Source organism: Brachybacterium sp., assembly GCF_052095815.1.
In the GTDB taxonomy this organism is placed as follows: Bacteria; Actinomycetota; Actinomycetes; order Actinomycetales; family Dermabacteraceae; genus Brachybacterium.
This window is the reverse complement of sequence record NZ_JBQDLF010000085.1, coordinates 1-6,267: the sequence shown is the minus strand read 5'-3', so window position 1 is coordinate 6,267 and position 6,267 is coordinate 1. Positions and strand designations below refer to the sequence as shown.

General features: G+C 71.2%; 4 protein-coding genes. 3 read left to right on the top strand and 1 reads right to left on the bottom strand.

Going from position 1 to position 6,267, the window contains the following annotated elements; all coding sequences use genetic code 11:
• Positions 1-77: 77 nt before the first annotated feature.
• A complete protein-coding gene (locus ACTH43_RS18195; RefSeq protein ID WP_441446295.1) occupies positions 78-950 on the bottom strand; it encodes a hypothetical protein in 873 nt (290 codons plus the stop codon).
• 302 nt (positions 951-1,252) lie between these two features.
• Between ACTH43_RS18195 and ACTH43_RS18190 the strand changes: the two genes are divergently transcribed.
• The 3 genes from ACTH43_RS18190 (at position 1,253) to ACTH43_RS18180 (ending at position 6,239) form a co-directional block, all read left to right on the top strand.
• A complete protein-coding gene (locus ACTH43_RS18190; protein WP_441446294.1) occupies positions 1,253-2,101 on the top strand; it encodes a GIY-YIG nuclease family protein in 849 nt (282 codons plus the stop codon).
• Positions 2,102-2,163: 62 nt separating this feature from the next.
• The gene (locus ACTH43_RS18185) at positions 2,164-3,984 is read left to right on the top strand and encodes a hypothetical protein (protein ID WP_441446293.1); all 1,821 of its coding nucleotides are present in this window, start codon (positions 2,164-2,166) and stop codon (positions 3,982-3,984) included.
• Positions 3,985-4,217: 233 nt separating this feature from the next.
• On the top strand, positions 4,218-6,239 hold the full coding sequence (locus tag ACTH43_RS18180) for a GMC oxidoreductase (RefSeq protein ID WP_441446292.1): 2,022 nt from the start codon (positions 4,218-4,220) through the stop codon (positions 6,237-6,239).
• Positions 6,240-6,267 lie beyond the last annotated feature (28 nt).

Genomic DNA, 6,267 nt, shown 5'->3' with positions numbered 1-6,267 from the left:
ATCCCGAGAGAACTTCGCGCTTCCCCTTGACGAAGAACATAGGGACACCCCCCATGAGGAACCGGACGAGAGGCCTTTCACCCTGCTGCAGGGACCAGCTCAACGCTGACGATCAGGCCCGGCTCCTGGCCGTAGAAGGTGCCGGGCAGTGCCCAGGCGATGTGCTCGGCCCCGGTCTCCTCATGCGTGGCGGTGCATCGGACCGGGGCGAGCTGCTCGAAGTCCAGGGCGCTCGGGCAGTCCTGGACGGTGAAGGTCCACTGCGAAGTGTCGACCGGGGCATGCCTGAAGTCGAAATCGATGACGGTCTGCATGTCCGCGACCAGCTGGCCGGCGGGGATCGGGTTCATGCCGTAGACGCCGCCCATTCCGATGGCCGTGGCCTCGTTGTCCCCGTTGAAAGTCGCCCACCGAGCGTCCTCGGCGAGCGGCTCGTCGACCGTGTACAGGACTCCGTGCGCTCCACCCGGGGCCGCGATGGGATGGGCGTAGACGGTCTCGTCCCGTTCCGTGCCGTCGAAGTCCGCCGTCACCGTGCAGCGCACGTCGGCGCTCGCGACATAGCGCAGGTCGCTCTCGCAGGATGCCGGATCAGATCCCGGCGAGGGACCCTCGGCCACCCCTCCCAGGTACTGGACGATCTCGGCGAGGTCCGCGGATGGCAACCGCGTCTCGCCGTCCTCGTCGACCAGTCGCTCGGGCTCGACGACATGGACGAACACCAGTGCACGGCGTTCTACAGAGCCAGGGACCTCGTCCCCACTGGCTCGCTCCTCCTCGTTCCCGCCGGCGGCCGGATCCTCGTCGCCGGTCGGGCCGTCCTGCTCGACGGCCTCCGTCTCCGAAGCGGGCGGGTCCTCAGCGGGACCGCAGCCCGCCAGGGCGATCAGCGTCGCCACGGCCATGGCGGTCGCTGCCTGGATTCCGCGACGGAAGGATCTGGCATTCACGAGGTCACTCCAAGGATCGGGGTTCCCATCCTTCCAGATCATCGGCGGGTTCGAAGAGAGCTGGGGTCGCCGACAGATGGAGTTGGTCTGACGTTGTCGACACCCTCCGTCGAGTCGGAGGCCGGGCGCTGATCAGCGCAGGCGGTGTGCGGCCGGTGCACCGGGCGTCGCCGATCTGGGCGTCATGAACAGTGCTCTCCCGGTGTCTCCGCCGTGCCCTACGCTTCGCTCGACACCAGCGTTCCCGCGGCACCCAGAGCCGTCGACACCGAGCCGTGCACTTCGAGGAGCAGAGAGACCGCATGACAGAGAACCCTTGGTCTTGGTCCGGGCGCCTCACCCTGGGCACCGTCCTGGAGGCCGCCGGGGTGCGGATCGACGACATCCTGGCCATCCGGCACACGTACACGCCCGACGGCCTCACCGGGACCGCCGATCTGACTCCCGAGAAGGTGCTCGCCTACACCCGCCGCCAGACGCACAGGAACAAAGTGCCGGCGACCGCTCCCCCGCTCTGGCTCACCTTCATGGCCGACGGCAAGCGCCGTTCGAGGTTCCTCACCGCCTACGAGAACCACGGGCCGGTGCTCTCCAAGGAGACCGCAGAGCATCGCTACTTCAACCTGCGCCCCTCCGACCTGCTCAGCTCGCTGCGAGAGCGCCTGGTCGTGGAATGGTCCGGGGACACCATCAACTGGGCGAAGAAGGGCGGGCCCGCCGCGGGCTTCCCCCTCGTCGAGATCGCCGACCCGGCTGCCGTCCCCTTCCCGGGTTTCGACCGGGTGATCATCCCCTTCACCGAGCTCCAGGACATGGTCGAGAGCTCCCGGTATCGGGCATGGCAGCACGCGCTGAGCTCCGTGCAGGGGATCTACCTGATCACCGATCAGAGCACCGGGAAGCACTACGTCGGCAAGGCGGATGGCACCGAACGCCTTCTCGGCAGATGGCGCCGCTACGCCCAGACCGGGCACGGCGACAATGTCGGCCTGCGACGCCTCCTGGCCGGCGACATCGAGCATGCGGCATCGTTCCGCTTCAGCATCCTGCGCGTGTTCGGCCCCGACACCCCGAAGGCAGACGTCGACGCGTCGGAGGCGCACTACAAGGACGCGCTCATGTCACGGACCTTCGGCCTGAATCGGAACTGAGGGCCACTGATCGCGGACCCCGCCGTCTCGCCCCGTCGGCGGGCACCTGATGGAATACCCCCATGAACCGACGCCGCCACGACCGCAACCCGCTCGGGCAGGGCGCCGCCCGCCACCGCGCGAGCCGCCGCGCGCCGCATAGCCCGCACCGAGCCCCCGCCCCCGTCGAACCGGCGGCCGAGAACCCGCTGATCCGGGTGCTCCGCCCGGCGCTGCGCTCCGAGGACCCGACAGCGTTCTGGGTCGCCGCCGCGCCTCTGATCATGGAGATGGCGGACCCGCAGCACCATCTCGAGGAGCTGCCCGAGGGCGTGGACCTGCTGGACACCTTCCTCGAGATCGACGTCGCAGAGACCACCGCTCTGCTGCACATGGTCGCGGCGATGAGCCCCGACGAGGGCCTCCGCTCTCGGGCACAGGCAGGGCTGACCACTCGCCGTCAGCCGATGCCGCCACAGGTGTCCGGTCTCGTGCAGGCCTCCGTCACCGAGGCTCTCGCGTTCTCCGATGGCGCCGGGGAGAACCTGATGGTGGAGCTGCTGCTCCCTCGCGGCGTGCGGGCCGTGCTCATCACCTACATCGAGTGGAGCCCGGTGCCGTACATGAAGGACGCCTTCGCGATCGGCGAGCCGATGGACGAGGTCACCCGCACGTACCGGGAGATCATGGCGCGGGACGGGGACTCCCTGGACGAGATGCTGGAGACCGTCACCCTGGCCGATGCGGGCGCCCGCTTCCGTCAGGCACTCACCAGCACTCCGAGAGACGTCGAGCAGGCCGGGTTCGGGGAGCAGTGGCCGATGCTGCGGTCCTTCGTGGAATTCGCAGTCGGCCTGCTGCCGGACGGCGGAGAGGGCTATGAGGATGACCTCGTCAGCGGGTTCTCCGCCGGCGACCCGATCCCGGAGCACCCGCCGTGGATCCTGGAGGACGGCACCGACCTGGTCGAGGAGTTCCTCGCCTCCGCACCTGCCGCCGATCTCGAACTCGGCAAAGACGCACAGGACCTGGCCGCTTTCCTGATGGTCGTGCTCGATGCGACCTTCGGCGATCCGCTGGGCTGGGACCCGGAGCTCGCCGAGTGGATGCTCTCTGATGTCCTGCCCACGACCCCGATCCTCTCCGAGGAGCAGATCGCGCAGATCCCTCTCGCCCTGCCGGCGCTGATCGCCTGGTCCCTCGAGCGGACCGGCGAGGAGCCGTCCGTGATCGCGCAGACGCTCAGCGCGGTCGCCCCGCTGCTGGAGCAGTTCCCGGCACGTCGCGCCGACCCACGAATGCGCGCGCGGCGGCTTGAGGAGCAGGTCGATTTCGCGCTCGAGCACGAGGATCCCACCGCCCTGCGGATGGCGGATCTCGCCCTGCGCGCCGGCGGATTCGACGCGCTCGCGGAGCTGGAGACGACTCCGCTGCCCGCCGAGGAGCTCGCGCTCCCGCAGATCCCCGCAGATCTGCGGGACCTCGCCGCCGAGGTCGACGCGCACCTGGTCGACGGGGTGACGGCGTTGCTGAGCGAGCAACCCGCCGTGGCTGACGTCGACGAGCTGCTCACCGCGTGCCGGCGCCTGCTGGTGCGCATCACGCAGCTGGACCCTGCCGTGCTGCGACGGAAGGCGAGCACCCGCAACACCGCCGCGGCCGTCGTCTCGCTCATCGCCCGCGGCAACGCCCTCATGGGGTACTCACCGGCGCCCCTTCACGAGAAGGACCTGCGCCGCGCCTTCGAGCTGCGCAGCTCTCCTAGCCAGCGCGCCCGCACCCTGAAGGAGGCCGCGGCGCTCCCCCACCGCTTCGACGGCATCGCCCTCGCCGACCCCGGGCTGCTGCTCGGCACGGCGCGGACGGAGCTGCTGCGCGTGCGGGACGTGCTGCGGGCGGAGTGAGAGGCGCTTCTCGGACGCCCGGCCTGTCGACCGGACGTTCCCGCCCCCGAGTGCAGACGCAGCTCGAAGAGATGGGCACCGGCGGAGTGGTCCACTGGGACGGAAAGTCGTCTCGCGACCCTCGTGCCACCTGGTCCCTGCCGTGAAGCATGGCTTCACTCATCAGCCCTGAAGTGCTCACAACTACTCTAAAAATCTTCGAGTAGCTTCGAGCTCGACGTATCGGAGGCCCCTTGCACGCCGACCACCCCACCGATCCCCTGCTCCGGCCCGTCCTGGACTCGCTCGACCCAGGGATCGCGAGCCCCCACCTCGCTCGCGCGCTGGTCACACGGCTGCGCGCCCTCGAGGCGTCCGACGGGGCCACCTGGGCGCAGGACGTCCTCGCGGCCGACCGCGCCGAGGATCCCTCGACGCTGCACCGGCTCCGCACGATCGTCGGCCACCTGCTCTACGAGCGGGGGCTCACCGAGGACCGCGTCGGCCCGACGCTCGCGCCGCACCTCACGGCCTGGTCCCCGGCGCCGGAATCGGCCCGGCTGCCGCTGGACCTCACCGCCGGGGACCTCGCCTCCCCCGAGACGATCGAGGACTCCTACGACGTGATCGTGATCGGCTCCGGAGCGGGCGGCGGCATGGCGGCGCAGACCCTCGCCGAGGCCGGATGGCGCACGCTGATCGTCGAGCGCGGGAGACTGCCGGAGAGATCCTCGCTGCTCACCGAGCCGCTGCGCACCCCGCGCGCCGGCGTCGGACTGTTCACGAAAGTCGGCCCCGGCGCTGGTTCGGAGATCCGGCGGGTGGAGGCCGGCGAGGGCCGCGAGGAGGTGACCGCCGCGCAGGGGCTGTGGAGCAACAACGCGATGACGATCGGCGGCGGCACCCGGGTCTACGGCGCCCAGGCGTGGCGGCTCGCTCCCGAGGACTTCGCGATGGCCAGCACCTACGGGGTGCCGGGAGGCAGCGCGCTCGCGGATTGGCCGATCGGCTACGACGCTCTGGAGCCGTTCTATGCGCGCGTGGAGACGATGCTCGGCGTCTCCGGGACCACCGGGCACGATCCGTGGGAGGGCCCGCGCAGCGCGCCGCTGCCGATGGGTCCGCTGGCGCCGTCACCGCTGACCGGGCTGCTGGCCGGCGCCGCGGAACGGCTCGGGTTCGGGACCCAGCCGGTGCCGCTGCTGGTCAACAGCCGCCCCCACGGGGGCCGAGCCGCCTGCAGTCGCTGCGCGCAGTGCGTCGGCTTCGACTGCCCGGTCCGGGCACGGGCCGGCAGCCACAACACCACGCTCCCCCGCGCTCTGGCCAGCGGCAACGCGACGCTGCTCCCCGGCGCCCAGGCGGCGCGGATCCTCGTGGACGCCGCCGGCCGCGCCCGGTCCGTGGACCTCGTGGGAGAGAAGGGCGGGAGGATCTGGCGCCGTACCGTGGGCGCCGGGACGGTGGTGCTCGCCGCGGGCGCGATCGAGAGCGCACGGCTGCTGCTGGACAGCGCCTGCGACGCCTTCCCGGGCGGGCTCGGGAACGCGCACGACCAGGTGGGCCGTCACCTGCAGGGCCATGCCTACGGCGGCGCCTCCGCGCTGTTCGCTGAGGAGGTGGTGGACCTGCGCGGTCCCGGCCCCAGCATCTCCACCGCAGACTTCCGGCACGGCAACGACGGCGTGATCGGCGGCGGGATCCTCGCCGACGAGTTCGTCCCCACCCCCGCCAGCACGCATCAGTCCCTGCGCGACACGGGGCTGGTCCCGCCGACGGCGCGGCTCGGCTCCCCCGAGGTGGAGGGCGCGATGCTGCGGTTCGCGCGGATCGTGGGCCCGATCCAGGAGGTCACCTCGTCGAGCTCGCGGGTGCGGATCGACGCCGGATTCCGCGACCGCCTGGGGAGGTCGACGGTGCGGCTCAGCGGGAGCCTGCATCCGGAGGACCTCCGCGGCCGCGAGATGCTCACCCGGCGCGCGGCCGCCTGGCTGCGGGAGGCCGGCGCGGTGGAGGTGCGGCCGATGGGCCCGATCGGGCCGGACTCACCGCCGAGCGCCGGTCAGCACCAGGCCGGCACCTGCCGGATGGGCACCGACCCGCGCAGCTCGGTGGTGGGAGCGGACGGACGGGTGTGGGGCCACGAGAACATCGTGGTCGCCGACGGGTCCACGCACGTGACCAACGGCGGAGTGAACCCGGTGCTGACGATCCTCGCGAACGCGCTACGGATCAGCGACGGGGTGGTGCGAGGAATGATCAGAACCTGTGGATGACTCCCGGCGAGGGGGCGTGCAAGGGGCG

Bases quoted from the DNA above. Each gene is read 5' to 3' on its own strand.
- ACTH43_RS18190 (WP_441446294.1), top strand. From the start codon at position 1,253: ATGACAGAGAACCCTTGGTCTTGGTCCGGGCGCCTCACCCTGGGCACC.
- ACTH43_RS18185 (WP_441446293.1), top strand. From the start codon at position 2,164: ATGAACCGACGCCGCCACGACCGCAACCCGCTCGGGCAGGGCGCCGCC.